At 66.5% G+C, this 24,339-nt stretch carries 25 protein-coding genes; 19 read left to right on the top strand and 6 right to left on the bottom strand.

Annotated features, from left to right (window positions below; genetic code table 11):
- Positions 1-166: 166 nt before the first annotated feature.
- From AC1RMY_RS17970 to AC1RMY_RS17955, 4 genes are all read left to right on the top strand, one after another.
- Positions 167-1,222 (top strand): enoyl-CoA hydratase/isomerase family protein, encoded by a 1,056-nt coding sequence (locus tag AC1RMY_RS17970; protein WP_492866800.1) that lies wholly within the window; start codon positions 167-169, stop codon positions 1,220-1,222.
- A gap of 2 nt (positions 1,223-1,224) precedes the next feature.
- The gene (locus AC1RMY_RS17965; protein ID WP_492866798.1) at positions 1,225-1,677 is read left to right on the top strand and encodes a DUF6163 family protein; all 453 of its coding nucleotides are present in this window, start codon (positions 1,225-1,227) and stop codon (positions 1,675-1,677) included.
- A 205-nt stretch (positions 1,678-1,882) separates the two neighbouring features.
- Positions 1,883-2,395 (top strand): transcriptional regulator LdtR, encoded by a 513-nt coding sequence (gene ldtR, locus AC1RMY_RS17960; protein WP_492866796.1) that lies wholly within the window; start codon positions 1,883-1,885, stop codon positions 2,393-2,395.
- A gap of 282 nt (positions 2,396-2,677) precedes the next feature.
- Positions 2,678-3,919: a L,D-transpeptidase family protein gene (locus tag AC1RMY_RS17955; RefSeq protein WP_492866795.1), complete on the top strand. Its 1,242-nt coding sequence runs from the start codon at positions 2,678-2,680 to the stop codon at positions 3,917-3,919.
- A 103-nt stretch (positions 3,920-4,022) separates the two neighbouring features.
- Here the strand turns inward: AC1RMY_RS17955 and AC1RMY_RS17950 are convergent, their stop codons facing one another.
- Positions 4,023-4,721: a L,D-transpeptidase gene (locus tag AC1RMY_RS17950; RefSeq protein WP_492866793.1), complete on the bottom strand. Its 699-nt coding sequence runs from the start codon at positions 4,719-4,721 to the stop codon at positions 4,023-4,025.
- Positions 4,722-4,943: 222 nt separating this feature from the next.
- Positions 4,944-5,822 carry a LysR substrate-binding domain-containing protein gene (locus AC1RMY_RS17945; protein WP_492866791.1) on the bottom strand — a complete coding sequence of 293 codons (879 nt, stop codon included), beginning with the start codon at positions 5,820-5,822 and terminating at the stop codon, positions 4,944-4,946.
- Positions 5,823-5,921: 99 nt separating this feature from the next.
- On the opposite strand from AC1RMY_RS17945, the gene AC1RMY_RS17940 reads away from it, so the two are divergent.
- Complete coding sequence (locus tag AC1RMY_RS17940) at positions 5,922-7,232, top strand: aspartate aminotransferase family protein (protein WP_492866789.1); 1,311 nt, start codon at positions 5,922-5,924, stop codon at positions 7,230-7,232.
- An 18-nt stretch (positions 7,233-7,250) separates the two neighbouring features.
- Here AC1RMY_RS17940 and nhaA read toward each other — a convergent pair whose 3' ends face one another.
- Positions 7,251-8,438, bottom strand: a complete 1,188-nt coding sequence (nhaA, locus tag AC1RMY_RS17935) for a Na+/H+ antiporter NhaA (protein WP_492866787.1) — start codon at positions 8,436-8,438, stop codon at positions 7,251-7,253.
- A gap of 220 nt (positions 8,439-8,658) precedes the next feature.
- On the opposite strand from nhaA, the gene glyA reads away from it, so the two are divergent.
- From glyA to AC1RMY_RS17920, 3 genes are all read left to right on the top strand, one after another.
- Positions 8,659-9,960 carry a serine hydroxymethyltransferase gene (glyA, locus tag AC1RMY_RS17930; protein WP_492866785.1) on the top strand — a complete coding sequence of 434 codons (1,302 nt, stop codon included), beginning with the start codon at positions 8,659-8,661 and terminating at the stop codon, positions 9,958-9,960.
- A gap of 73 nt (positions 9,961-10,033) precedes the next feature.
- A complete protein-coding gene (locus AC1RMY_RS17925; protein ID WP_492866783.1) occupies positions 10,034-10,276 on the top strand; it encodes a hypothetical protein in 243 nt (80 codons plus the stop codon).
- Complete coding sequence (locus tag AC1RMY_RS17920) at positions 10,276-10,749, top strand: PIN domain-containing protein (RefSeq protein ID WP_492866782.1); 474 nt, start codon at positions 10,276-10,278, stop codon at positions 10,747-10,749. The genes AC1RMY_RS17925 and AC1RMY_RS17920 overlap by 1 nt, the downstream gene beginning before the upstream one ends.
- A 25-nt stretch (positions 10,750-10,774) precedes the next feature.
- Here AC1RMY_RS17920 and AC1RMY_RS17915 read toward each other — a convergent pair whose 3' ends face one another.
- Positions 10,775-11,734 carry a hypothetical protein gene (locus tag AC1RMY_RS17915; RefSeq protein WP_492866780.1) on the bottom strand — a complete coding sequence of 320 codons (960 nt, stop codon included), beginning with the start codon at positions 11,732-11,734 and terminating at the stop codon, positions 10,775-10,777.
- 343 nt (positions 11,735-12,077) lie between these two features.
- Between AC1RMY_RS17915 and nrdR the strand changes: the two genes are divergently transcribed.
- The 11 genes from nrdR (at position 12,078) to AC1RMY_RS17860 (ending at position 22,885) form a co-directional block, all read left to right on the top strand.
- The gene (gene nrdR / locus AC1RMY_RS17910; RefSeq protein WP_492867187.1) at positions 12,078-12,569 is read left to right on the top strand and encodes a transcriptional regulator NrdR; all 492 of its coding nucleotides are present in this window, start codon (positions 12,078-12,080) and stop codon (positions 12,567-12,569) included.
- A complete protein-coding gene (gene ribD / locus AC1RMY_RS17905) occupies positions 12,562-13,707 on the top strand; it encodes a bifunctional diaminohydroxyphosphoribosylaminopyrimidine deaminase/5-amino-6-(5-phosphoribosylamino)uracil reductase RibD (protein ID WP_492866778.1) in 1,146 nt (381 codons plus the stop codon). Before nrdR ends, ribD begins: the two co-directional genes overlap by 8 nt.
- On the top strand, positions 13,707-14,354 hold the full coding sequence (locus AC1RMY_RS17900; RefSeq protein ID WP_492866776.1) for a riboflavin synthase: 648 nt from the start codon (positions 13,707-13,709) through the stop codon (positions 14,352-14,354). Before ribD ends, AC1RMY_RS17900 begins: the two co-directional genes overlap by 1 nt.
- A gap of 34 nt (positions 14,355-14,388) precedes the next feature.
- A complete protein-coding gene (gene ribH, locus AC1RMY_RS17895) occupies positions 14,389-14,898 on the top strand; it encodes a 6,7-dimethyl-8-ribityllumazine synthase (RefSeq protein WP_492866774.1) in 510 nt (169 codons plus the stop codon).
- The gene (gene nusB / locus AC1RMY_RS17890) at positions 14,895-15,362 is read left to right on the top strand and encodes a transcription antitermination factor NusB (protein ID WP_492866772.1); all 468 of its coding nucleotides are present in this window, start codon (positions 14,895-14,897) and stop codon (positions 15,360-15,362) included. Before ribH ends, nusB begins: the two co-directional genes overlap by 4 nt.
- Before the next feature lie 157 nt (positions 15,363-15,519).
- A complete protein-coding gene (thiL, locus tag AC1RMY_RS17885; protein ID WP_492866771.1) occupies positions 15,520-16,518 on the top strand; it encodes a thiamine-phosphate kinase in 999 nt (332 codons plus the stop codon).
- A gap of 41 nt (positions 16,519-16,559) precedes the next feature.
- Complete coding sequence (locus AC1RMY_RS17880; protein WP_492866769.1) at positions 16,560-17,765, top strand: MFS transporter; 1,206 nt, start codon at positions 16,560-16,562, stop codon at positions 17,763-17,765.
- Positions 17,766-17,802: 37 nt separating this feature from the next.
- Positions 17,803-18,603 (top strand): (S)-ureidoglycine aminohydrolase, encoded by an 801-nt coding sequence (gene allE / locus AC1RMY_RS17875; RefSeq protein ID WP_492866767.1) that lies wholly within the window; start codon positions 17,803-17,805, stop codon positions 18,601-18,603.
- A 221-nt stretch (positions 18,604-18,824) separates the two neighbouring features.
- Positions 18,825-20,981: a sodium-translocating pyrophosphatase gene (locus tag AC1RMY_RS17870; protein WP_492866765.1), complete on the top strand. Its 2,157-nt coding sequence runs from the start codon at positions 18,825-18,827 to the stop codon at positions 20,979-20,981.
- A 231-nt stretch (positions 20,982-21,212) separates the two neighbouring features.
- The gene (locus AC1RMY_RS17865) at positions 21,213-22,397 is read left to right on the top strand and encodes a DNA cytosine methyltransferase (protein ID WP_492866763.1); all 1,185 of its coding nucleotides are present in this window, start codon (positions 21,213-21,215) and stop codon (positions 22,395-22,397) included.
- Complete coding sequence (locus AC1RMY_RS17860; RefSeq protein WP_492866761.1) at positions 22,394-22,885, top strand: very short patch repair endonuclease; 492 nt, start codon at positions 22,394-22,396, stop codon at positions 22,883-22,885. The genes AC1RMY_RS17865 and AC1RMY_RS17860 overlap by 4 nt, the downstream gene beginning before the upstream one ends.
- On the opposite strand, the gene AC1RMY_RS17855 is transcribed toward AC1RMY_RS17860, so the two are convergent.
- Positions 22,787-23,635, bottom strand: a complete 849-nt coding sequence (locus AC1RMY_RS17855; RefSeq protein WP_492866759.1) for a hypothetical protein — start codon at positions 23,633-23,635, stop codon at positions 22,787-22,789. The two genes, AC1RMY_RS17860 and AC1RMY_RS17855, sit on opposite strands and share 99 nt — an antisense overlap.
- A 93-nt stretch (positions 23,636-23,728) precedes the next feature.
- A complete protein-coding gene (locus tag AC1RMY_RS17850) occupies positions 23,729-24,223 on the bottom strand; it encodes an outer membrane protein assembly factor BamE (protein WP_492866757.1) in 495 nt (164 codons plus the stop codon).
- Between the last annotated feature and the right edge of the window lie 116 nt (positions 24,224-24,339).

Genomic DNA, 24,339 nt, shown 5'->3' with positions numbered 1-24,339 from the left:
ACTTGGCTACCCGGAAGCTGGCTCTTAGCACATCGGAACGGTTCCAAAAAAGGGCGTGTGGTCGCATGCCTGCTCCCGCTGAAGCGGCGCAGCCGGTCGCCGCCGCGTTGACAACCATCGACGCCCCGGACCAGAACCGGAGCGAAACCGCGGAGACAGAAGGCGCATGTCGCAGAATCCGGAGATTGTTTGCGAGGTGCGCGGAGCCGCCGGCATGGTCATCCTCGACCGGCCCAAAGCCCTGAACGCCCTGAACCTGCTCATGGTGCGCGAACTCGCCCGGGCCCTTGCCGCATGGGAGAAGGACCCGCGGGTCGAGCGCATCGTCGTCACCAGCACCAGCGAGAAGGCCTTCTGCGCCGGCGGCGACATCCGCGCGCTGCACGATCTCGGTAAGGCCGGCCGCCATGACGAGATGCTCGCCTTCTGGGGCGAGGAATACATCCTCAACGCCCATATCAAGCGCTATCCCAAGCCCTATGTCGCGCTGGTCGACGGCATCGTCATGGGCGGCGGCGTCGGGATCTCGCTGCATGGCAGCCACCGCATCGCCGGCGACCGCTATCTCTTCGCCATGCCCGAGGTCGGCATCGGCTTCTTCCCCGATGTCGGCGCGACCTATGCGCTGCCGCGCCTGCCCGGAGCAGCCGGGACCTATCTCGCCATGACCGGAGACCGCGTCGGCGCCGCCGATGCGTTGGCGATCGGGCTCGCCACCCATGCCGTGCCGAGCGCCCGAATGGCGGAACTGGCGGACGCCCTGACGCACCCCGATGCGCTGGACGATATCCTGGCCGGCTTCAGCCATGATCCCGGCCCGGCGAAGCTCGCGAGCGAGCGCGCGACGATCGCGGAATGCTTCGGCGCGGCGAGCCTGCCCGAGATTTTCGCTCGGCTCGACCATGCCGCGGCGGCCGGCAGCGAATTCGCCGGCAAGCTGCGCCGGACGCTGGCCGTGAAGTCGCCGACGAGCGTCGCCATCGCCTTCGAGCAGATGCGCCGCGGCGCCGGCATGGATTTCGCCGAGGCGATGCGCACCGAATTCCGGATCGTCTCGCGCATCGCCCATGGCCATGACTTCTACGAGGGCGTGCGGGCCGTCGTCATCGACAAGGACCAGGCCCCGAAATGGCGGCCGGACTCGATCGGTGCGCTCGATCCTGCAGCGATCGAGGCCTATTTCGCGCCGCTCGGCGTGGCCGAACTGGCGCTGGAGGCCTGAGCTTGGGTCTTGGCGGAGATGGAGACGCCCTGCGCGGCACCCGGGCGGAGGACAGTTCTGGCGGCGGGGTCGAAACGGCGTCGCGGCGCTGGCGGACTGTCCTGGTCTGGATGCTGCGCATCCTCTCGGTGCTCTGGCTCGCCAAGGGCCTGCTCGCCTGGGCCGTGATCTTCGGCGTCGGCGGAGAGAGCCAGCCGCCCTTCGAGGCCAGGTTGCTCAGCTTCCAGGCGATCACGGTCTATTTCGCGGTGATCGACCTCGTCGCCGCCGTCGGCCTCTGGCTGACCTCGACCTGGGGCGGCGTGCTCTGGCTTCTGGCGGCGATCAGCCAGCTCCTGCTCGCCTTCTTCTTCCCGCGCCTGCTGCCGATGGCGCCCTGGCTGGTCGGCAGCTATGTCGCCGCGATCCTCGCCTATTTCCTAGCGACCTGGGCGGCGGAGAACGAAGGCTCCTGATCCGAAATGTCGATCGATTGCGTCGAGCCACGGTAATAAACGCTTTAGCTTAAGCGTTTCTGGCTTCATTTTGGATTCACCCAAAGGGGTAAATCTCCGATTCATCCTGATATTTAAACTCGTTTTCATCCGCGTCGCCTATGGTGTTTCTCAGAAGCGGATCGGGAGATCAATCCTGACCGGCAGTCAACAGGCGGGATATACCATGAAATCGAGCGTCAAGACTTCGGTCGTCGAAAGGTCTGAAGAAGCTGATCTGAAGGTCAAGCCTCTCTACCTGGAGTCACTCACTCTCGTCGAGCGGCTGCATCGCCGCCTCCTCGACGTCATCAAGGACGAGTTCGAGCGGCGCGGCCGCGACGACGTCAACAGCGTCCAGGCCCTGCTGCTCTACAACATCGGCGATGCCGAGCTCAGCGCCAGCGAACTGCGGACGCGCGGCTACTATCTCGGCTCGAACGTCTCCTACAACGTCAAGAAGCTGGTCGAGCTCGGCTATCTCCACCATGCCCGCTCGCGGATCGACCGCCGCTCGGTGCGCATCAGCCTGACCGAGAAGGGCGCCGAAGTGCACAATCTCGTGAAGGGCGTCTACGACAAGCACGTTCGCACGGTCGAACAGATCGGCGGCATCGCCTCCGACGACTTCGAGCGGATGAACAACGCCCTGCTGCGCCTCGAGCGCTTCTGGACCGACCAGATCCGCTACAAGCTTTGAAACCGGCGCTTCAGCCCGGATCTGGCGCCTCCAGCCGTCCTTCGAAGCTCCCGGCCCGCCGCCGGGGGCTTCGCCGTGTCCGCGCTGCAACAGCGCCCGGCTCGCTTCGCCATGCATGTGTCGAGACATGGCCATGCCCTAAATTCGCCGCTCTCATCACGCGACGTTAACTGTGCTACGGCAGCGTCGTCTGGATACGAGGTCCTCCGCGCAGCGGGGGCAGGTATTCTTGCGGCGCTTCTTGGCGCCCGGGCGAGATGGACGAGTTCAAAGAGGGAAGCGATGTCGACGAAGAGCCTGACCCGCCGCGAAACAGTTTTGGCGCTGCTTTCGGGCGCCGCTGCGACCACGGCCGCGCCGGCCTTCGCCCAGCAGGCGGAGTGGCGCCAGAGCTATGATTCGGGCGCTCGCAACGCGGTTGCCCGCTCCCATACGCCGATGATCTCGCCCGAGTCCCTCCAGGCGACCGAGCAGGCGATCATCGCCTATCGTGACCTCGCGGCCCGCGGCGGCTGGCAGCCGGTCCAGCTCGGCGAGAAGATGGGCGTCGGCTCGCGCGGTCCGGGCGTCGTCGCCCTGCGCCAGCGCCTGATCATCACGGGCGATCTCGACGCCAATGCCGGCAACAGCAATGTCTACGACTCCTATGTCGAAGCCGGCGTCCGGAATTTCCAGGCTCGTGTCGGCCTCTCCACCACGGGCGCGATCAACCGCGCCACCGTCGCCGCGCTGAACGTGCCGATCGAGCGCCGCATCCGCCAGCTCGAGACCAATGTCGTGCGCTTGCGCTCGCTCTCGGGCAATCTCGGTCAGCGCCATGTCGTCGCCAACATTCCCGCCGCGACGGTCGAGACCGTCGAGAACGGCGTCGTCGCGACCCGTCACGCCGCTGGCGTCGGCAAGATCGACCGCCAGTCGCCGCTGCTCTCGACCAAGATCCCCGAGGTCAATTTCAATCCGACCTGGACGGTGCCGGCCTCGATCATCAAGAAGGACCTCATCCCGAAGATGAGGAAGGAGCCGAGCTACCTCACCGAGAACAAGATCCGTATCATCGGTCCCGCTGGCGAGATTGCGCCCGAGCGCATCAACTGGAACTCCGACGAGGCGACCCGCTACACCTTCCGGCAGGACCCCGGCGGCGAGTTCAACTCGCTCGGCTTCGTGCGCATCAACATCCCCAGCCCGCACGGCGTCTACATGCACGACACCCCGGCCAAGGGCATCTTCGGCGACGATTTCCGCTTCGTCTCCTCGGGCTGCATGCGCGTCCAGAACGTGCGCGACTATATCGCCTGGCTGCTCAAGGAAACGCCCGGCTGGGACCGCGCCCGGATCGACCAGGTCATCGCTTCTGGCGAGCGCGTCAACGCCCGCATCAGCAATCCGGTGCCGTGCTACTGGGTCTATGTCACCGCCTGGGCGACGCCCGATGGCGGGGTGCAGTTCCGCGACGACATCTACAACAAGGATGGTCTGGGCTCCGCGCCGATCGCCGCGCTGCAGGGCGAACGAGACATCTGAGCGGTCGCTACCGCTGCTGAACAGAAAAGGCCCGCCGGAGACGGCGGGCCTTTTCCATATGGGCAATGGGCGGCGATGCAGTCAACGCAGAGAGCGGGGCTGCCTATGCCGGCAGGACGACCACCTTCGTCTTGACCGGCGTTTGCGAATACAGGTGGATCATGTCCTGGCTGAGCAGGCCGACGCAGCCACTCGTGACGCCCGAGCCGATCGTTTCCGGATCGCTGGACGCATAGATCGTGTAGAGCGTGTAGGCGCCGTTCTGGTAGAGATGGAGCGTCCGGGCGCCGAGCGGGTTGTCGAGGCCGCCGGGCATGCCGCGGGCCCATTTCGCCGCCTCGGGCTGCCGCTTGATCATCTCCTTCGGCGGAGTCCAGGTCGCCCATTCGGATTTGCGCCCGACATAGGCGTCGCCGCTCCAGCGGAAGCCGTCACGGCCGACATTGGCGCCGTAGCGGGTGGCGTTTCCGTCGCCCTCGATGCGGTAGACATAGTAGTTGCCGGGATCGACGATGATCGTACCGGGCGCTTCCTTGGTCTCGTAACGGACGGTCCGGCGGAAATACTTCGGATCGACCTTGCTGACATCGGCCGCCGGGATCGGGAATTTCTCCTCGGGCACCGGCCCGTAGAGCTTCTGCGCCTCGGCGAGGCTCATGCCGTCGGACGTCACGCAGCCGCCCAGCCCCAGCGCACCGAGACCCGCGGTCGAGCCGACCAAAAACGAGCGGCGGTTGAGAAGTCCGGGCCGAGCGGCCTCGTCCATCCCGCCGGAAGCGCCATTCCTACCGTCGATGATCATGATTTTGGACTTCCCATACTTTGCTACCCGACGAGATGCTGCTTCGACAGATGCCCGCTGAGCGCTTTTACTGCGCAGGGATTGTCGTCACAAGTCGTGGCTGACAAGCTCAAGCCTACGCTGCGCAGCGCGCTTGCCACGCCCTGAACTCGGCAAGGTCCATGCCGTCTCGCAACCGCGCGTCGAGGGGCGCTCGGCGCGGGGAGACCGAAAACGGCCTCCTCACGGCTCGGGCGGGAAGGGCTCCGGCTGCGCCAGCGTCGGCAGCACGAGGCGGATATGGTCCCCCAACGCCCTCGTGGCGGCCGAAGGCCGTAATTCGCCGAACTCCAGCGCAATCCCGATCTCGGGAAGCGGCGGCAGGCCGGCGGAAAGGATGTGGAGATCGGGAGGAACCGCCATCCGGGTGAGCACGCTGATCGCGTGCCCCGAACGGGCGATCGCGATCAGACCGGCGAGGCTGTTGCTGGCGAAGGCGATCCGGTAACGGCGATCGATCGCGTCCATCGCATCGCAGGCCGCCCGGTAGTCCAGGGTCATGGGCGCGGACAGCGCCAGGGGCAGGCTGGGCTGGGCCAGGATCGCCGGCTCGGCCTCGTTCGCGACCCAGACGAAACTTTCCCGCCGGACGACCTCGCCGCCGGACGGGTCCGGCAGAGAGACCAGCGCCATCTCGAGCTGTCGCCGATGCAGCAGCGGGCGCAACTCCGACGTCGGCGCGCAAACCATGCGCAGCTCGACCTCGGGATGAAGAGCGCAGAAGCCCCTCAGCAGCTCCGGCAGGAATGCGATCGAGTAATCCTCCGGGCAGCCGAGGCTCACCGAGCCCTTGAGCCCGGTCCCGCGCATCTCGGCCAGAATCTCGTCATGGCGAGCGAGGAGAGACTCGGCATGCGCCAGCAGCTTTTCGCCGGCTGTCGTCAGCCGCACCCCCGATCCCGTCCGGTGCAGCAGGGGTTGGTCGATCAACGTCTCGAGGCGCTGCATCTGCATGCTCAGGGCCGATTGTGTACGCCCGACCTGCGAGGAGGCGATGCTGATCGAGCCGGTGCGCGCGACGACGACGAAGTTGCGGAGCAGGGCGAGGTCGAGCGTGCGCATGGTATCAACTTAATCAATATCGGCTTGAAATAATATCAATTTGCGCAGCGCAGCAAGCGCGATTACCCATCGGAAACTCCTGCTTCCGAGGTGGTCTCCATGTCGCTGAACGCCGATCCCGCCTTCTGGGCTGCCGCGAACAAGCATCTGACGCGCTATGGGCCCGATTTCGAATCGATCATCGTCGAGCGGGCCGAGGGCAGCCTCGTCTACGACGCCGATGGCCGCGGCATCCTGGATTTCACCTCCGGCCAGATGAGCGCCGTCCTCGGCCACAGCCATCCCGATATCGTCGCGACCGTCGATCGGCAGATGCGGTCGGTCGCCCACCTCTTCAGCGGGATGCTGTCGCGACCCGTCGTCGATCTCGCTTCGCGTCTTGCCGCTCTCGCCCCGGGGCTCGACCGCGTGCAGTTGCTGACCACGGGCGGCGAATCGAACGAGGCGGCCATCCGGATGGCGAAGCTCGTGACCGGCGGGCACGAGATCGTCGCCTTCGCGCAGAGCTGGCACGGCATGACCGGCGCGGCCGCCTCGGCGACCTACAGCGCCGGGCGGAGGGGCTATGGGCCTGCCGCCGTCGGCTCCTTCGTCATCCCCGCTCCGAACTCCTATCGGCCGCGCTTTGCTCGACCGGACGGCACCAACGACTGGCAGGCCGAGCTCGACGACGCCTTCGCGCTGGTCGACAGCCAGTCGACCGGCAACCTCGCAGCCTTCATCGCCGAGCCGATCCTGTCGAGCGGCGGCATCCTGGAGCTTCCGCCCGGCTATCTCGCGGCGCTGAAGCGCAAATGCGAGGAGCGCGGCATGCTGCTGATCCTCGACGAGGCGCAGACGGGCATCGCCCGGACCGGCGACATGTTCGCCTTCCAGCGCGACGGCGTGACGCCCGACATCCTGACGCTGTCGAAGACCCTCGGCGCCGGGCTGCCGCTCGCGGCTGTGATGACAACGGAGGCCATCGAGCAGAAGGCGCGCGAGCGCGGTTTCCTCTTCTATACCACGCATGTCTCGGATCCTTTGCCGGCCGCCGTGGGCGTGACGGTCCTCGACGTGGTCGAGCGGGACGGGCTGGTCGAGCAGGCGGTAGCGCGCGGCGAGAGGCTGCGCAGTGGCCTGCTCGCTCTTCAGCAGAGGTTCGAATGCGTCGGGGACGTGCGTGGCCGAGGGCTGCTGCTCGGGCTCGAGATCGTCGCCGATCGTCAGACCAAGGCGCCGGGCTTCGAGCTTGGGGCCGGCATCATGGCGGAAGCCATGCGCCAAGGTCTCAGCATGAACATCGTCAAGCTGCCCGGCATGGGCGGCGTCTTCCGGATCGCACCGCCGCTGACCGTCTCGGATGCCGAGATCGATCGCGGCCTGGAGATCATGTCCGACGCGATCGCGGCCGTGAGCGGCGCGCGCTGACCGGCGGGGCAGGGCGCTTCAGCGTGCCTGCCCCGCCATCCGCAGTACCAGCGCCCCCGCCACCGCGGACACCACCGAGCCGAGCAGCACGCCAATCTTGGTCGCCTTGCCCAGTTCCACCGCGTCTTCGGGAAAGGCGAGCGCCCCGATGAACAGGCTCATGGTGAAGCCGATGCCGCAGAGCAGGGCGACACCGTAGAGATGGAGGAGGTTGGTCTTGGCCGGCATTGCGGCGAAACCCGCCCTCATCGCGAGCCAGGAGAAGCCGAAGACGCCGATCTGTTTGCCGACGAACAGGCCGAGTGCGATGCCGAGCGGTATCGGCGCGAGCGCACTCGCCGGCGTCATGCCGGTGAAGGAGACGCCGGCATTGGCGAAGCCGAAGATCGGCACGATCAGGAAGGCGACCCAGGGGTGCAGGAGGTGTTCGAGCGTATGGAGCGGCGAATGCTCCGGCTCGTCGCTGTCGCTGCCGTCGCCGATCGGGATCGTGAGCGCGAGCGCGACGCCGGCGAGCGTCGCGTGGACGCCGGATTTGAGCACGAACAGCCAGAGCAGCGCACCGATGGCGAGATAGGCCCAGAGCCGCGTCACATTCATGCGGTTCAGCGCGATCAGCACGACGATGCAGGCGCCGGCCAAGCCTAGCATCGGCAGTGACAGGCCCTTGGTGTAGAACAGCGCGATGATCACGACCGCGCCGAGATCGTCGATGATCGCGAGCGCCGTTAGGAAGATCTTGAGCGACACCGGCACGCGCGAGCCGAGCAGCGCGAGCACGCCGAGCGCGAAGGCGATATCGGTCGCGGTCGGGATCGCCCAGCCTCCGACCGCGACCGAATCGCCGCGCGTCATCGCCAGATAGATCAGCGCCGGGGCCACCATGCCGCCGAGCGCAGCGATGCCGGGCAGGGCCCGCCGCGACCAGGAGGAGAGCTGGCCCTCGACGAATTCGCGCTTGATCTCGAGCCCGACCAGCAGGAAGAACACCGCCATCAGCGCATCGTTGATCCAGTGCAGGACGCTCAGCGGCCCGACATAGGTCTCGAGCAGCGAGAAATAGAGCGGGGAGACCGGGGAATTGGCGATCGCGAGCGCCAGCGCCGCCGCGATCATCAGCAGCACGCCGCCGGCGGCCTCGCTTCTCAGAAAGGCGCCGAGAGGGGAACGCCTGTCGAAGGCGGCGTCGTCGCTGTCGTGCTGCATCGCGGAGCGCGTTCCCTGTTCTTTTGAAAGCCGGGCTCCGTTCTGGCCTGCCCGCGCGCTCATGTCACCCGCTTGGTGCTTGTAAAAGACGCATCGCGAGTGCTACGGGACCCGCGACGGCGGGATCGCGCGCGGATTCCGCAAGCCTTCGCATCCGCATGCCGCGCGGGGTCGAGAAGCCCTGCAGCCTGCGACGATCCAGCGCCGATGGAGCCTCGCCATGAGCCATGACGCCGCCGCCGACAAGCACCTTTCGAACTCGTTCTTCGCTGCGTCGCTCGCCGATGCCGATCCCGAGATCGCCCGTGCCATCGAGCTCGAACTCGGCCGCCAGCGCGACGAGATCGAGCTAATCGCCTCGGAAAACATCGTCTCCCGCGCCGTGCTCGAAGCGCAGGGCTCGGTGATGACCAACAAATACGCGGAAGGCTATCCCGGCCGGCGCTATTATGGCGGCTGCCAGTTCGTCGACATTGCCGAGAAGCTCGCCATCGAGCGCGCCACCCGCCTGTTCGGCTGCGGCTTCGCCAATGTCCAGCCCAACTCCGGCAGCCAGGCCAACCAGGCCGTGTTCATGGCGCTGATGCAGCCCGGCGACACCTTCATGGGCCTCGACCTCGCCGCCGGCGGGCACCTCACTCATGGCGCGCCGGTCAACCAGTCCGGCAAATGGTTCAACGTCGTCTCCTACGGCGTGTGCGTCCTGGACCAGATCATCGACTATGACGCGCTCGAGCGCCTCGCCCGCGAGCACAAGCCCAAGGTCATCGTCGCCGGCGGCTCGGCCTATGCCCGCCATTGGGATTTCGCTCGCTTCCGCGCGATCGCCGACGAGGTCGGCGCCTATCTCTTCGTCGACATGGCGCACTTCGCCGGCCTCGTCGCCGGCGGCTCGCATCCCTCGCCGTTCCCTCATGCCCATGTCGCGACCACGACCACGCACAAGACCCTGCGCGGCCCGCGCGGCGGCATGATCCTGACCAATGACGAGGCCCTGGCCAAGAAGTTCAATTCGGCGATCTTCCCGGGCATCCAGGGCGGGCCGCTGATGCATGTCATCGCCGCCAAGGCCGTCGCCTTCCAGGAGGCGCTCCAGCCCGAGTTTAAGATCTACGCCCGCGCCGTCGTCGAGAACGCCAAGGCGTTGGCCGATACCCTCAAGACCAAGGGCTTCGACCTCGTTACCGGCGGCACCGATAACCACCTGATGCTGGTCGACCTGCGCTCGAAGAAGGTCACCGGCAAGGCGGCCGAGGCCGCGCTCGGCCGCGCCCACATCACCTGCAACAAGAACGGCATCCCCTTCGACCCGGAGAAGCCGATGGTGACCTCTGGTATCCGGCTCGGCACCCCCGCCGCGACCTCGCGAGGCTTCGGCGTCGCCGAGTTCAAGAAGGTTGGCGAGCTGATCGCGGAGGTCCTGGACGGGCTGGCCGTGAATGGCGAGGAGGGCAATGCCGCCGTCGAGGCTCAGGTGAAGGCCAAGGTCCATGAGCTGACCGCGCGCTTCCCGATCTATTGAGGCCGTGACAGGGCAGGGCGGCTTGAACGAGCCGCCCTACGGGGTTACATACATGACGGCAGGAGAAGCCGTCATGGGCAAGACCGCGATCACGATGCGTGAACTGCAGAAGATGTCGGCCGCGACCATCAGGGCGCTGCCGCATGCGGTTCCCGTGAAGAGCGGCGACGAGACGGTCGCGATTCTCACGCCGGTCGGACGGCCCGACGCTGCTCGGATCGCCGCGGCGCTGAAGCGGAGCGACAGCTATAACGCGTCGCTGTCTCCTGAAACGAAGTTGCGGCTCGAGCGATTTCTCGGTGAGCGCACAGATTGATGCGCCCACGCGATCCTTCGGAAGCGCTCGTCATTGACGCCAATGTCGTGCTGAGCGCCGTGCTGGGGTTTCGCTCGCGGCCTTTGCTCGAACTGGCGAGCACGCGCCGCGCTCTGATCATCTCGGTGCAGGCCTCGCTCGAAGTGAAGCATGTGCTGTCACGTCTCGCGCCCGATGAGCCTGCCTTGATGGAGATCGCGGACGAGATCCTCGGTTCCATCGAAGTCGTGGCGGAAGAGCGTTACGACGACGGTGTGAGCGCCGCCGAAGCCTGGCTCCGCAATGCTGTCGCCTCCCGCAATGGCAGCACGAGTGACGCGCATCTCCTCGCTTTGGCCTGGACCTACGATGCCGACATCTGGTCCCATGACCGCGACTTCGCCGGTACGGGCTGGCCGTCCTGGTCGAACGCCAATCTCGCCGCCGCCCTGACGGACGAGGCGCCTGCCGCCGTCGTCGCCCCGGAGCGCTGAGGACGGGGCAGGGCCGATCGCCCGCTCAAGGGAACCTGCCCTTGAGCTCAAACATGATCAGGTTCTCGGTCTGGTTGCCCATGTCCGGCCGGTTCTTGCGGCTGAGGTCGACGCCGAGCTTCATGCTCTCGGTCAGCTTGTAGGAAGCCGAGGCGCTGCCGGTGACGTTGTCGTCCTTGAGATGGGCCGCGACCGCCAGTCCGAAGCGATCCTTGTTTGCGCCGAGCCTCAGCGTGATGTCGACCTTGGGCTTGGTCATGTCCTGCTTGACGATGCCGGTCAGGTTGATCACGCCATACTTGACCATGACCTCGCCGTTGGCTTGCGTCGACTTTCCGACCGTAGCGACGATCTGCAATGCGAGGTCGATCTTGAGCTGCTCCCACTCGATCTTGCCGGTAATCTTGCCGCCATAGCGATCGGCCGTCGGGTCGAAGACGATGCCGCCGACGCCGAGCTTCAGGGCGCCGAGCTTCACCACCTCGAATTTGAGCTTCTCCAACTCGCGGATGCCCATAGCATAGGCCGGGCCGCTGGGCTTGGTGATGTAGAGGGCCACGCCCGCGCCGACCGTCAGCACGGCGCCGACGACGTAGAGGATGCCCTTGTTCTGATCGACCCAGACGCCGATTGCGGATGACTTGGCCGCTTCCTCGAAATTCTTGAGCTGCGTCTCCAGCGCCCTGAACTTCGTCGAGCCCTTGATCTGCTTGAGATAGGCGTCGGTCGCGGCCGTGCGCACGCCGTCGACGACCGAGGATTGCAGCTTGCTGATTTCGTCCGGCGTCAATTGCGAACTCGCTGTCGGGCTGCGCGATTGCGCGAAGCTCAGCATCGCCTTCTCGGCGGCCTGCAGCAGAGTCGGACTCTTGAAGGTCTGGATCAGGCGTTCGGGCGAGCGTTGGATCTCGGAATCGAGGAGATCGAAGGCCAGCAGCACGAGGCCGCCGAAGGCATCGACCGGGTTGCCTGCGTCGTCGGACATGATTGGCTTCCTGTCTCTCTGGTTCCGAGGGAATTTCAGCAGGCTGCATCGCGGAGGCGATGCATCGCCCGGGTGCCTGCAGCGACCGGCCACAGACGATGAGGGTCACCTAATCCGCCATCGTGAAGGCTGGGGACGGGGGCGGCGAAAGGCCCCGCGTTGCTCCTGCCTTCCGCCATGATAGAAGCTCCGCATCATCGGGCGTGACGATCTGCGGGTTGGTCGTTGCGAGGCGCGTTGAGGTTCACCGAACCGGCTGCTTTTTCGCTGGCCGGCGCTAGGGCTACTGAGGCAAGGAACGCTTGACGGCATCGTCCGCCGGGCAGGTCGAAGGATAGGCATGATGCGCTGCCCCTATTGCGGCTCCCTCGACACGCAGGTGAAGGATTCCCGCCCCACGGACGATTCCGCCTCGATCCGGCGTCGCCGCGTCTGCCCCGATTGCGGCGGCCGCTTCACCACCTTCGAGCGCGTGCAGCTGCGCGAGTTGACGGTCGTCAAACGTTCGGGCCGGCGCACCGCCTTTGACCGCGACAAGCTCCATACCTCGATCGAGGTCGCTCTGCGCAAGCGCGCCGTCGCGCCCGAACGGATCGAGCGCATGGTCAACGGCATCGTGCGCCAGCTCGAAAGCTCGGGGGAGGCCGAGATTTCGAGCTCCGCCATCGGCGAACTGGTCATGGAGGGGCTCAAGGCGCTCGACGACGTCGCGTATGTCCGCTTCGCCTCGGTCTATAAGAACTTCCGCGAAGCGCGCGACTTCGAGGAAATCCTCGGTCAGCTCGGCGGCGACGAGGAGGAGGGCGAAAGCCCATCCGCGCCCACCCGTGACTGATTCCGTGCGGCGGCAGGCCGCGATCGACCGGCATTTCATGCGCCAGGCGCTCGATTTCGGCGCGCGCGGACGGGGCACGACCTGGCCGAACCCCTGCGTCGGCGCGGTCGTGACACAGGATACGGCGGACGGTCCCGTCATCGTCGCGCGCGGCCACACCCAGCCCGGCGGCAGGCCGCATGGCGAGGCCAACGCCTTCGACAGGGCGGGACCCAACGCGGCGGCGGGCGGCACGCTCTACGTCACGCTCGAACCTTGCTCGCATCGCACGATCCGCGCCGCCACGCCCTGCGTCGAGCGCACGATCCTCGCCGGCGTCAGGCGGGTCGTGTCCGCGATGGCCGATCCCAACCCGCTGTTCCGGGGGCTCGGCTTCGCGCTGCTGCGGACGGCCGGCATCGCGGTCACGACGGGCGTGCTCGAAGACGAGGCACAGCGCACCCATCGCGGCCATGTCCTGCGTGTGACGCAAGGGCGGCCGATGGTGACTTTCAAGATCGCGCGCACGGCTGACGGCTACGCCGGCGGGCCGGGGGGTGAACGGATCACGGTCTCCTGTCCGGCTGCGAGCGGCTGGGTCCATCTCCAGCGCGCCCATCACGACGCGATCATGCTCGGAATCGGCTCGGTGCTCGCCGACGACCCGCTATTGACCGTGCGGCTGCCCGGCATGGCGGAGCGCTCGCCGGTCCGGATCATCCTGGATTCGCATCTGCGTCTGCCGCTCGGCTCGCAGCTCGTGAAGACCGCCGGCGAGGTGCCCGTCTGGGTCGTCGCGACGGAAGCCGCGCCGGTCGAGCGCGAACTCGCTCTCGTCGCCGCCGGCGTCGAGGTCATGCGCGTCTCCGCCGATGCCGACGGTCATCTCGATCTGCGCGAGGCGCTACAATTGCTCGGCACACGCGGGCTCACCCGCGTCTTCTCGGAAGGCGGGCCGACGGTTGCGGAAAAGCTCGCTCTTGCCGGGTTGCTCGACGAGGTCATCGTCTCGACCTCGCCGAATGCGCTGGGCCGGCCCGGCATTGTTGCCGTGCGTCCGCCTCTTGCGGCGCTGCTGGCCGATGGCGATGTTTACGCCCGCATCGAGACCGGAGTGATCGGTCACGACCAATTCGAGCATTTCGTGAGGACAGGCTGATGTTCACCGGCATCGTCACCGCCATAGGCAAGGTCGTCGAGGCCGATCGCAAGGGCCCGAGCCTGAAGCGGCTCGCCATCGCCAGCCCGTATGCCGCGGCTGGCATCGAGATTGGCGCATCCATCGCCTGCGCCGGCGTGTGTCTCACAGTCACCGCGCTGAAGCCGCGAGAGGATGGCGAGCCTGGCTGCGTCTTTCAGGTCGAGGCTGCCGCCGAGACCCTCTCCAAGACGTTGGTCGGCGATTGGGAGCCGGGCACGGCGATCAATCTCGAACGCTCGCTCAAGGTCGGCGACGAACTCGGCGGCCATCTCGTTACCGGCCATGTCGATGGCGTCGGCCAGATCCTGAGGATCGAGCCGATCGCCCCCGATCCGGACGAGCCTTGGGGGGCGACGGCCCGCTTCCACATTCGCGCGCCGCAGGGACTGCCGCGCTTCATCGCCGCCAAGGGCTCGATCTGCCTCGACGGCACCTCGCTCACGGTCAACACGGTCGAGGACGACGTCTTCACCGTGCTGCTGATCCCTCATTCCTTCAGCGTCACCACCTGGGGGGAGCGCAAGGAGGGCGATCCCGTCCATGTCGAGGTCGATCTGATGGCGCGCTATGCCGCGCGGCTTGCGGAGGCGCGCCCGCAGGGGTAACAGCGCCCCTCAACACCCGAGAAGGATAAGAACCATGGCCGGACCCCGGCAGATCTCGGCCGACAAGGCCGCAACTCCTGCCGTCCCGCTGGACGGCGCGCGCGTGCTCGTGGTCGAGGCGCGCTTCTACGACAAGCTGGCCGACGAGCTGCTCGAAGGCGCGCTCGCCGTGCTCGACAAGTCCGAATGCCGCGTCGATGTCGTCACCGTGCCCGGCGCACTCGAAATTCCCTCTGCCATCGTCATCGGCCTGCGCGCCGCCGACGAGGCGGTCGACCCCTATGAGGCGGTGATCGCGCTCGGCACCGTCATCCGCGGCGAGACCGGCCATTACGACATCGTCGCCGGCGAAAGCTCGCGCGCGCTGATGGACCTCTCAGTCGCCTTCGCGCTGCCGCTGGGCAACGGCATCCTGACCGTCGAGAACGAGGCGCAGGCCTGGGCCCGCGCCAACCGCTCGCAGATGGACAAGGGCGGTGGTGCGGCGGAAGCGGCGCTGGCCGTGCTGCGCTACAAGCGCTCCCTCGGGGAGCAATCGAAATGAGCCGGGCCGAGATGCGGCGCGGCGCACGGCTCTCCGTCGTGCAGGCACTCTACGAGATGGAGATCGGCGGCCGCGGCGTGGTCGAGGCCATGGCCGAGTTCGAGGCGTTCTGGATCGGCAAGGAGGTCGAGGACATCGAGCTGCCCAAGGCCGAGATCGCCTTCTTCCGCGATCTTCTCGGCGGCGTCGTCCGCGAGCAGCGCCTGGTGGACCGCGCGGTCGACCAGCTCCTGGCCGAGGGTTGGCCGCTGAAGCGGATCGAGGCCGTCGTTCGCGCGATCTTCCGGGCAGGAGCCTATGAATTGGCCTTCCGTAAGGACGTGCCGGCCCGCGCCGTGATCTCGGAATATGTCGCGGTGGCGCGCGCTTTCTACGAGGGCGAGGAGATCGGCATGGTGAACGCCGTGCTCGACAAGCTCGCCCGCGATTTCCGTTCCGACGAGTTTGACGCCCCGGCGGCGTGAGGTCGTCATACCGATAGAACACGGCCGTCATCCCGGACGCAGCGAAGCGGACATCCGGGATCCATTCCGGAGCATTTGCAGGTGAGGCTCAGGCATGGATCCCGGGTCTCCCTGCGGTCGCCCGGGATAACGGCGCGGGGTAGGGAAGGGCGTGTCCTTGGAAACTGAATCGTCACGCCCGGGCGAATTCGAGCTGATCGCCCGCCATTTCGCACCGATCGCCGGGCCCGGCGGGCTCGGGCTCATCGACGATGCGGGATTGCTCAGGCCGGCGCGTGGCTACGAGGTGGTCGTCACGGCCGACGCGCTGGTCGCCGGCGTCCATTTCTTTGCCGACGACCCGCCTGCCTCGATCGCCCGTAAGGCGCTGGCGGTGAACCTGTCCGATCTCGCCGCCAAGGGTGCGAATCCGGACGGATTCGTGCTCTCGCTCGCCTTGCCGAAGGGCTGGGAGGAGGCGTGGCTGACAGGCTTCGCTGCAAGCCTCGCTGTTACGGCGGCCGAGCACCACTGCCCCCTGATCGGCGGCGACACGGTCTCGACGCCTGGACCGCTGATGATCTCGATCACAGCCTTCGGCAGCGTGCCCGCCGGCCGCATGGTGCTGCGCTCCGGCGCGAAGCCGGGGGATCTCGTGCTCGTCTCCGGCACGATCGGCGATGGCGCGCTGGGCTTGAAGGTGCACGGGCCCGACAAACCGGGCTGGGTCTCGGGGCTGGCGGAGCAGCAGCGCGCCTTCCTCGCCGATCGCTATCTGCATCCGCGACCGCGCCTTGCCGTGGTGGAGGCGCTTCAGCGCCATGCCACGGCAGCCATGGACGTCTCGGATGGGCTCGTCGGCGACCTCGCCAAATTGCTCAAGGCCTCTGGCGTCGGCGCCGAAATCGACCTCGACGCAGTTCCGCTGTCGGCGGCGGCGCGCGCTGCGATCATGGCCGATCCCGCGCTGGCGGAACTGGCCTGGACTGGTGGAGACGATTACGAAATTCTCCTCACGGCCTCGGAAAGGGAATATCCTGCTCTGGCCGCGGCGGCCGAGGCAGCCGAAGTAGCGCTGACCCGCATCGGCCATGTGACCGATGCGGTGGGCGTGGCGACGTATCGCGAAGGGGGCAGGGCGCGCAGCTTTACGCGCGGCTCCTTCGCTCATTTCTGAAGGCGGCCGCCAAGCGCCGTCAGGTCGAGGGCGGCAGACGCATGAACCAGCACGTTCCGGTCGGTGATGGCGACGCGCTCGCCAAGCGCAACTCCGTGGTCCTCGCCTGCGCCCAGGGCCTGGGCGGCGCGAGCCCTTCGATCGTCATCTCGCTCGGCGGCATTGTCGGCTCGCAACTCGTCACGGACCAGACCTTCGCGACTGTTCCCGTCAGCCTGATGCAACTAGGCATCGCCTGCGGCGTTATCCCGGCCGCGATGCTGATGCGGCGGCTGGGTCGTCGCAACGGCTACCTGATCGGCGCGCTGATCGGTGCCACCGCCGCCAGCATCGCTGCAGCCGGCACCAGCATGCGCCTGTTCTGGCTATTCTGCTTGGGTACCTTCGCCTGCGGACTCTATGGCGCCTTCGTACAGAGCTATCGCTTCGCCGCCGCCGACGCCGCGACCGACAGCTTCAGGCCGCGGGCGATCTCCTGGGTCATGATCGGCGGCATCGCGGCGGGGGTCATCGGCCCGCAATCGGTATACTGGACGCGCGATCTCACGCCCGATGCGCCCTTTGCCGCGAGCTTCCTCGCCCAGGCTTGCCTGGCGCTCATCGCGATGCTGGTGATCCTGCAGTTGCGCGCGCCACCGGTCGCCAAGGTCGCGTCCACCGGCGGCCGGCCGCTTCCCGAGATCATGCGCCAGCCGAAGTTCATCGCCTCCGTCACTGCGGCGCTGGTCGCCTATGGCTTGATGAGCTTCGTGATGACGGCTGCGCCGCTCGCCATGGTCGGCTGCGGCCATTCGGTCGGCGACGCCGCGCTCGGCATCCAGTGGCATGTGCTGGCGATGTTCGGGCCGAGCTTCTTCACCGGCCGGCTGATCGCGCGCTTCGGCAAGGCGCAGGTCACGGTCGCGGGTTTGCTGCTGACGGCGCTGGCGGCGGTCGTCGGGCTGTCCGGCCTCAGCGTCGCGCATTTCTGGGTCGCGCTGGTCTTGCTCGGCGTCGGCTGGAATTTCGGCTTCATCGGCGCCACCGCCCTCGTCACCGACTGCTACCGGCCCGAAGAGCGGGTCAAGGTCCAGGCCGCCAACGATTTCCTCGTCTTCGGCTCGGTCGCCATCGCCTCCTTCTCATCGGGCGGTCTGCTTCATGCCGGTGGCTGGGACAGCGTCAACTGGCTGGTCTTCCCGCCAGTGGCGCTGGCGCTGGCGCTGGTCGCCTGGCAGGCATTTCAGAAGCCCGCCGTTCCGGCCTGATCCTTGCCAGAACGCAGCGATCGTCAGGAGACCGCCGATGCGCCCCCACCAGTTTCCGCAAGTGCCCGGCCGTCCGGCCGTGGGCGCGATCGGGCATAACCGCGGCGTCGTCGCGCGCAACTACGCCTTCATGCCGCCTGAAGGGGTCCTCGTCAGCCGGCTGCCGCATCTGGAGAAGACGATCGTCCGCATCCTCGCCGCGCCGGTGCTCGGCGCGGCCTTCGCGCAATATGTCTTCGAGATCGAGCCGGGCGGCGGCACGCGTGCCCCTTTCGCCGAGGACGGCATCCAGCATTTCTATTACGGGCTGTCTGGCGAGGCGGCCTTTTCAATCGATGATCAGGCCGCGACCACGTTCCGGCAGGGTAGCTTCGCCTATCTGCCCCCAGGAAGCTCCTTCAGCCTGCGCAACGAGAGCGCCGAACCTGTTCGCGTTCTCGCGCTGCGCAAGCGTTACGAGCCCGCGCCGGGACTGGCCGTGCCCGAGCCGATCCTCTCGCATCAGGACGCGGTGCCCGTGACCAATCACACCGGCATGGAGGGGCGCGGCTTCCAGTTCCTGCTGCCCTATGGCGATCTGCGCTTCGATTTCGAGATGAACCTGATGTGGTTCAAGCCCGGCACCTGCTTCCCGGATGTCGAGACGCATGTGATGGAGCACGGGCTCTACATGCTGGAAGGGCAGGGGCTCTACTTCCTCGGCCAGGACTGGCACGAGATCTGGGCCCGCGACTTCATCTGGATGGGCGGCTACTGCCCGCAGCAGTTCTATCCCACCGGCTTCGACGACGCCTGCTACCTGCTCTACAAGAACGTCAACCGCGACGTGGCGCTGTAGAGCGGCGACGACCGGTTCCCGACCTGATCCGATAGCAGCACATCCGCCCATCGCCGCGTTTGCGCTTCCGCGCGAAACTTGCCACAAATTCGCCTGACACTGGCGACGCGAAGCGGGCCTTGATGTTTCTTGGCCCGCTTTTCCTGTGCCTGGCGTCCAAAACGGCAAATGAGGAGCGATAGCGCTCCCGATGGGTCGGAAGCTCGAGGACAGGAAACCGAATGTCAGCCCTGCTTATCATCATCGTCTTAAGTGCATTATCGATCGCCTATGGCGTCTGGGCCTATGCCGACGTCATGAAACGCGATGCCGGCAACCAGCGCATGCAGGAGATTTCCGCAGCGGTCGCCGAGGGCGCACAGGCCTATCTGAAGCGCCAATACGTCACCATTTCGATGGTCGGCGTCGTCCTGTTCGTCGCACTGGCCTATCTGCTCGGCAAATGGGTTGCCGTCGGCTTCCTGATCGGCGCGGTGCTGTCGGGCACGGCCGGCTTCATCGGCATGAACGTCTCGGTGCGCGCCAATGTCCGCACCGCCCAGGCGGCGATGCAGTCGCTGGGGGACGGTCTCGACGTCGCCTTCAAGGCGGGCGCCGTCACCGGCATGCTGGTGGCGGGCCTCGCTCTGCTCGGCGTCGCCGTCTACTACGGCGTCCTGACCTCGATGCTCGGCTTCAGCCCGTCGAGCCGCGTCGTCATCGATTCGCTGGTGGCGCTCGGCTTCGGCGCCTCGCTGATCTCGATCTTCGCGCGTCTCGGTGGCGGCATCTTCACTAAAGGCGCCGATGTCGGCGCCGACCTCGTCGGCAAGGTGGAGGCCGGCATTCCCGAGGACGATCCGCGGAACCCCGCGACCATCGCCGACAATGTCGGCGACAATGTCGGCGACTGTGCCGGCATGGCCGCCGACCTGTTCGAGACCTATGCGGTGACGCTGGTCGCGACCATGGTGCTGTCGGCGATCTTCTTCGCCGGTCAGCCCGTGCTGGGCACGATGATGCTCTACCCGATGGCGATCGGCGCCGCCTGCATCGTCACCTCGATCATCGGCACCTTCTTTGTGAAGCTCGGCGCTAACCAGTCGATCATGGGCGCGCTCTACAAGGGCTTCATCGCGGCGGGCGTGCTCTCGGTCGGCGCGATCGCGGCAGTCAACCACCTGATGTTCGGCGGCTTCTCGGCCTCCTTCACCACCGGGCAGGGCGTCACCTTCACCTCGGGCGGGCTCTTCGCCTGCGCGCTGGTCGGCCTCGCCGTGACGCTGCTGATCGTCGTCATCACCGAATACTACACCGGCACTGGCAAGCGCCCTGTGGTCTCGATCGCCCAGGCCTCGGTGACCGGTCACGGCACCAACGTCATCCAGGGCCTCGCCGTCTCGCTGGAAGCGACCGCGCTGCCGACGCTCGTGATCGTCGCCGGCATCATTGTCTCCTACGGCCTCGCCGGCCTGTTCGGCATCGCCATCGCCACCACCGCGATGCTGGCGCTGGCCGGCGTCGTCGTGGCGCTCGACGCCTTCGGCCCGGTCACCGACAATGCCGGCGGCATCGCCGAGATGGCCGGCCTGCCCAAGGAGGTGCGCCAGTCGACCGACGCGCTCGACGCCGTCGGCAACACCACCAAGGCGATCACCAAGGGCTATGCGATCGGCTCCGCCGGTCTCGGCGCCCTGGTGCTCTTCGCGGCCTATACCTCGGATTTGAACTTCTTCATCGCCGAGGCCAACAAGGCAGGCTCGACCACCTTCCAGTACTTCAAGGGCGTCACGGTCGATTTCACGCTGTCCAACCCCTATGTCGTCGTCGGCCTGCTGCTCGGCGGCCTGATCCCCTTCCTCTTCGGCGGCATGGGCATGACGGCGGTGGGACGTGCGGCCGGCTCCGTCGTCGAGGAGGTGCGCCGCCAGTTCAAGGAGAAGCCCGGCATCATGAACGGCACCGAGCGGCCCGATTACGCCCGCGCCGTCGATCTGCTGACCAGGGCCGCGATCAAGGAAATGGTCGTGCCCTCGCTCCTGCCTGTGCTCGCGCCGATCGTGACCTATTTCGCGATCAACGCCATCGCCGGCCGGAACCAGGCTTTTGCTGCGGTGGGTGCCATGCTGCTCGGCGTCATCGTCACCGGCATCTTCGTGGCGATCTCGATGACCTCCGGCGGCGGCGCCTGGGACAACGCCAAGAAGTCCTTCGAGGACGGTTTCGTCGACAAGGACGGGGTGCGTCACATGAAGGGCTCCGAGGCGCACAAGGCCTCGGTCACCGGCGACACCGTCGGTGACCCCTATAAGGACACGGCGGGCCCCGCCGTGAACCCGGCGATCAAGATCACCAACATCATCGCGCTGCTGCTGCTGGCGATCCTGGCCCATAGCTGAGACGTCAGCACAGTCCGGCCACGGGCACCCTCGCGGAGCGATCCGCGGGGGTTTTATTTACTGGAGGCAGACCGCTCCATCTCCAATCTCGCCTTGTCAAGCCTCCCGCCTCCGGAATGTCTGCATTGCGAACATTGGGAGAACAGATTAACCTGCAAAGAATTATGTGGTCTGCTGTGGCGTCATCGATTTTGATTCGGCGAAGAGCGGCGAGGGGAGCGAGTGCAAGCGATGAAGGTCGCCGGATTGTTCGCCGGAATCGGCGGGCTCGAGCAGGGATTGGCGGCCGCGGGACATCGATCGCAGTTGCTCTGCGAAGTCTGGAGCCCGGCGCGCGCCGTTCTCAACCGGCACTTTCCCGACGTACCGATCGCCGGTGACGTGGCCGAACTCACCGACCTGCCGGCCGATACCGATCTCCTCGTCGGGGGCTTTCCCTGTCAGGACCTGTCGCAGGCCGGGCTGACCGCAGGCATCGGCGGAACGCGTTCGGGCCTGGTCGGCCACGTCTTCCGCCTGCTGGATCGCCGGCCGGTGCCGTGGGTCGTGCTCGAAAACGTCAGTTTCATGCTCCACCTCGACAAGGGTCGAGCACTGCAGACACTCGTCGAAGCATTCGAGGAACGTGGCTATCGTTGGGCCTATCGCGTCGTGAATTCGCTGAGCATGGTCCCGCAGCGCCGGGAGCGCGTGCTCTTCGTCGCCACGCTGACGGATCAGGATCCCGCCGGCGTCCTGTTCCCCGACGACGTTGCGCCGCCGGCGAACGCCACCAGCCTCGACCGGCAAGCACACGGATTCTACTGGACTGAGGGCGTGCGCGGCCTGGGCTGGGCGCCGGATGCGGTCCCGACGCTCAAGAACGGCTCCACGGTCGGAATCGCGTCCCCTCCGGCGATCCTGCTGCCCGGCGGCGGACTCGTGACGCCGGACATCCGCGACGCCGAACGTCTGCAGGGGTTCGCGGCAGACTGGACGAAGCCCGCAGAAGAGGTCGCTCGTGCCTCCATCCGCTGGTCGCTCGTCGGCAATGCAGTCACGCAGCCGGTGGCGCGTTGGCTGGGCACGCGTTTGGCTGAGCCGGGCGTTCACGAGCTATCGCGCGATCGCTCTCTCGAAGACGGCGGCCGCTGGCCGAAGGCCGCGCGCTATGACGGTGACCGGCGATGGGCCGTCGAGATCGGCAGCTTCCCGGTCTGGACCGATCGGCCGCCTCTGGCTGAATTCCTTCGGTTTGAGGGCAAGCCCCTCTCCGCGCGCGCGACGCGCGGCTTCCTGTCCCGCACGCAGCGCAGCTCGCTGCGTTTCGTGCCGGGCTTCCTCGAAGCCGTCCGCGCTCATCTCGCACGAGTCGAGGACGGCGTGACGTCGCCCTCCGGCCGAGCCCGAACCGCAACGCTGCTCGCGGCGGAATGACGGGTCAGCCCGAGCCGCCCGATCCAAGCCGTAGCGCGTTGATGGCGAGTGTGCGGCAGAAGGGAACGGGTGCCGAACTCACCGTCGCCGGCATTCTGCGACGGCTCGGGCACGCCTACCGACTAAACGTTCGCAGCCTGCCCGGCTCGCCCGACTTCGCCAATCGCAAGCGAAGATGGGCGATCTTCGTTCAAGGCTGTTTCTGGCACCATCACACCAATTGCCGACGTGCCACGATCCCGAAATCCAACACCGCATTCTGGACGGCGAAGTTCATTGCCAATCGAGCGCGCGACGCGCGGTCCATTCGAGCCTTGCGCGCAAGGGGCTTCAGGGTAGCGATGATCTGGGAATGCGAAGTCGCGAAGCCGGACGCGTTGACCCAGAGGCTATCCAAGATCCTTGAACCGCGTCGCGTAGATGTGGGCGAGCCGGTCGATCATCGAGGCGTAGTGATAGATGTCGCCGGGCTGGGGTGCCGGCGATGACGAGACGAGCCCCACTGGCGAACCATCGTTGACGCAATCGATCACCACGATGGCGAGCGCGTCGTAACCGGTGTCGCCGGTCTTCGAGCGCTTCGGCAATTGGCGGATCTTGTCGACGGCGAGTTCGGCGTCCCGCGGCTGGCGGTGCTCGCTCCATTCCGGATCGGTTGCGCGATTCTTCTTATTGAGGTCGGGGCTGAGATAGCGCGAAGCGATGTTGACCATGGCGAAGCCGGCCGCGATGGCCTGGTCGGACGCCCCATGGACCGTCAGGTGCGACGAGTTGAGTTCGTCGTAGAGCCTCGGCAAGGCGCGCTGATGCGCCGTCATGCAGGCTTTCGCCTCCAGTGCCATCAGCACCGAGCCGACGGGTGCACGGCCGAGAGCAGGAAGCTTTTCGAGTTCGGCCTTCTCCGCCTCGCTCAGGATGATACCGTAATCAGCCGCCATCGCGGCGAGCGTCTTCTCGGCTTTCACCGGCGCGGACGAAGCCGTGCAGAGGACGAGATCTAGGTTCTTCTTCCGGTCGTGTACGAAATCCCGCATTTCGTGATTGATGCCGAAATGTACGACGCCCGCCTCGACATGGCGCTTAAGCAACGGGCTCGACCTCAACAGGTCGAAGACGATGCCCCAGCACGCGACCTTGGAATGGTGATCGCTGCGCGAATGGTACTGCCAATCGTTGCCGAAACGATCGCGCCGGTCGGCCTTCGACAATGTTCTGACCAAGATGGCCGGACCGTGCATTTCGGCTCCCGCTCGCGAATCGTCATTCGAACTTAGCGGGAAATAGTCTGCCGTGTCCGCTGCCTCTTAATATCAGACGTTCGACGCGCCGCATTACGAACCGAACGGGGTGAACCTCGTCACGCCGCGGAAGAGGTTGCGTAGGAAGCTCTGCTCCTCGCCGCCGGTCGCGGTGGTGCGGCTGATGAAGTCGAAGATCACGCCGTCCTGCAAGCCGTAATGGGCGATGCGCTCGACCTTGAAGCCCTTGTTGAAATAGACCACCAGCACCTTCTGGTCGACGACCGTCAGGTCCTGGAACTGGAAGCGTCGGCGCACCGTCTGCCCGATGTAGTAGAAGGTCCGGTTGCCGACTGTCGAGGTCGTCGAGGGCGTGCCGAGGATCGTGAGCACCTGCTGCACGTCCATGCCGACCTTGACCTGCGCAATCAGCGCCTCGTCGGCGACGAAGCCGCGCTGGAATTCCTCGTTCATGCCGGCCGAGGTCGCCAGCTTGAAGCCGCCGGCATTGGGGCCGCAGGCTGCGAGGGTGAGGGACGATGTCGCGAGAAGGCCAAGGAGGGCTGCACGGCGGGAGACGACGATCATTCGGACAGCATCCAGTGGCGTTGCGGCTCGGGTGCAAGGCCCGCGCCGCTTGTCAAACGGGTGGAGGTTGGCGTAACGCCCGAGAATGGCTTTGGCAAGGCAAGGACGTCTTCCCG

The sequence above is a fragment of the Allobosea sp. GW822-FHT03F07 genome (genome assembly GCF_058801345.1).
This window is presented reverse-complemented; position numbering and strand designations above follow the sequence as displayed.

Coding starts and splice junctions, on each gene's coding strand:
- AC1RMY_RS17970 (WP_492866800.1), top strand. CDS start 167: ATGTCGCAGAATCCGGAGATTGTTTGCGAGGTGCGCGGAGCCGCCGGC.
- ldtR (WP_492866796.1), top strand. CDS start 1,883: ATGAAATCGAGCGTCAAGACTTCGGTCGTCGAAAGGTCTGAAGAAGCT.
- AC1RMY_RS17955 (WP_492866795.1), top strand. CDS start 2,678: ATGTCGACGAAGAGCCTGACCCGCCGCGAAACAGTTTTGGCGCTGCTT.
- AC1RMY_RS17950 (WP_492866793.1), bottom strand. CDS start 4,721: ATGATCATCGACGGTAGGAATGGCGCTTCCGGCGGGATGGACGAGGCC.
- AC1RMY_RS17945 (WP_492866791.1), bottom strand. CDS start 5,822: ATGCGCACGCTCGACCTCGCCCTGCTCCGCAACTTCGTCGTCGTCGCG.
- AC1RMY_RS17940 (WP_492866789.1), top strand. CDS start 5,922: ATGTCGCTGAACGCCGATCCCGCCTTCTGGGCTGCCGCGAACAAGCAT.
- nhaA (WP_492866787.1), bottom strand. CDS start 8,438: ATGCAGCACGACAGCGACGACGCCGCCTTCGACAGGCGTTCCCCTCTC.
- glyA (WP_492866785.1), top strand. CDS start 8,659: ATGAGCCATGACGCCGCCGCCGACAAGCACCTTTCGAACTCGTTCTTC.
- AC1RMY_RS17925 (WP_492866783.1), top strand. CDS start 10,034: ATGGGCAAGACCGCGATCACGATGCGTGAACTGCAGAAGATGTCGGCC.
- AC1RMY_RS17920 (WP_492866782.1), top strand. CDS start 10,276: ATGCGCCCACGCGATCCTTCGGAAGCGCTCGTCATTGACGCCAATGTC.
- AC1RMY_RS17915 (WP_492866780.1), bottom strand. CDS start 11,734: ATGTCCGACGACGCAGGCAACCCGGTCGATGCCTTCGGCGGCCTCGTG.
- nrdR (WP_492867187.1), top strand. CDS start 12,078: ATGCGCTGCCCCTATTGCGGCTCCCTCGACACGCAGGTGAAGGATTCC.
- AC1RMY_RS17900 (WP_492866776.1), top strand. CDS start 13,707: ATGTTCACCGGCATCGTCACCGCCATAGGCAAGGTCGTCGAGGCCGAT.
- ribH (WP_492866774.1), top strand. CDS start 14,389: ATGGCCGGACCCCGGCAGATCTCGGCCGACAAGGCCGCAACTCCTGCC.
- nusB (WP_492866772.1), top strand. CDS start 14,895: ATGAGCCGGGCCGAGATGCGGCGCGGCGCACGGCTCTCCGTCGTGCAG.
- AC1RMY_RS17880 (WP_492866769.1), top strand. CDS start 16,560: ATGAACCAGCACGTTCCGGTCGGTGATGGCGACGCGCTCGCCAAGCGC.
- allE (WP_492866767.1), top strand. CDS start 17,803: ATGCGCCCCCACCAGTTTCCGCAAGTGCCCGGCCGTCCGGCCGTGGGC.
- AC1RMY_RS17870 (WP_492866765.1), top strand. CDS start 18,825: ATGTCAGCCCTGCTTATCATCATCGTCTTAAGTGCATTATCGATCGCC.
- AC1RMY_RS17865 (WP_492866763.1), top strand. CDS start 21,213: ATGAAGGTCGCCGGATTGTTCGCCGGAATCGGCGGGCTCGAGCAGGGA.
- AC1RMY_RS17860 (WP_492866761.1), top strand. CDS start 22,394: ATGACGGGTCAGCCCGAGCCGCCCGATCCAAGCCGTAGCGCGTTGATG.
- AC1RMY_RS17855 (WP_492866759.1), bottom strand. CDS start 23,635: ATGCACGGTCCGGCCATCTTGGTCAGAACATTGTCGAAGGCCGACCGG.
- AC1RMY_RS17850 (WP_492866757.1), bottom strand. CDS start 24,223: ATGATCGTCGTCTCCCGCCGTGCAGCCCTCCTTGGCCTTCTCGCGACA.